General features: G+C 44.8%; 1 protein-coding gene. It reads right to left on the reverse strand.

Annotated features, from left to right (window positions below; translation table 11 throughout):
• Positions 1-931, reverse strand: a 931-nt coding sequence (locus tag R7Z50_RS25425) for a sodium:proton antiporter (RefSeq protein ID WP_318149467.1), incomplete at both ends; no start/stop codon positions are given.

The following is a 931-nucleotide window of genomic DNA, read 5'->3' on the forward strand; positions in this document are numbered from 1 at the left end:
GTTGTATTTTCTGTAACGTTTAAAGCCTATGTATGAGATAAAGACGCTGAGATAGCGAGAGGCTAGCACCAGAGGGACTGCAATTGCCATCATGATCCAGTCTTCTTCATGGAACTTAAATAGCAGCATCGACATACCAATTAATAGGAATAGCACGCCGTTTAGGAACTCATCTACTAACTCCCAGAAGTGGTCTAGGTGGTCTTCACTCTCTTTAGAGAAGCCAATAAAGCGCGTCCAGTTACCGATCATAATTCCCGACACCACCATCGCAAGTGGGCCTGAAACATGAATGTACTCAGCAAATGCGTAACCTGCTGTAGGAACACCGATGGTAAGTAGTAGCTCCATTGAGTGATCGTCAGTAGCACTGATTAGGTAGTGGAATACTAAGCCCAATAGAAAGCCATAGACGATTCCGCCAATCGCTTCTTGGATGAAGAGTAGAGTGACGCTACCGACTGTTGGTGCTTCTGAGCCAAATGCAATGGTGAAAAGCGTGACGAAAATAACCAAGCCGAGGCCATCATTGAATAGTGACTCCCCTTCGATCTGTGTCGAGATACGTTTAGGTGCATCTAACTTTTTAACGATAGCTAGAACGGCAATCGGGTCGGTAGGCGAGATTAATGCGCCAAACAGCAAGCAGTAAACCAAATCAAACTGTATGCCGATCAGCATACAAAGGCCATAAAGAACAAAGCCGATGAAGAAGGTTGAGAACAGGGTTGCTCCAAGAGCCAATACCGTGATTTCCCACTTTTGATCTTTTAAGTTGGGTAGCTTGATGCCCAAGCCGCCAGCAAAAAGCAAAAATCCAAGGATGCCTTTCAACAAAAAGTCTTCAAAGTTGATCCTTGTTACCGTCTCGGTTGCAATCTCCGTAAGGTGAAACCAGTTGTTTTGACCGGCGATCAAAATAAGTAGAGAA

The organism is Vibrio sp. 1249-1 (assembly GCF_033340495.1).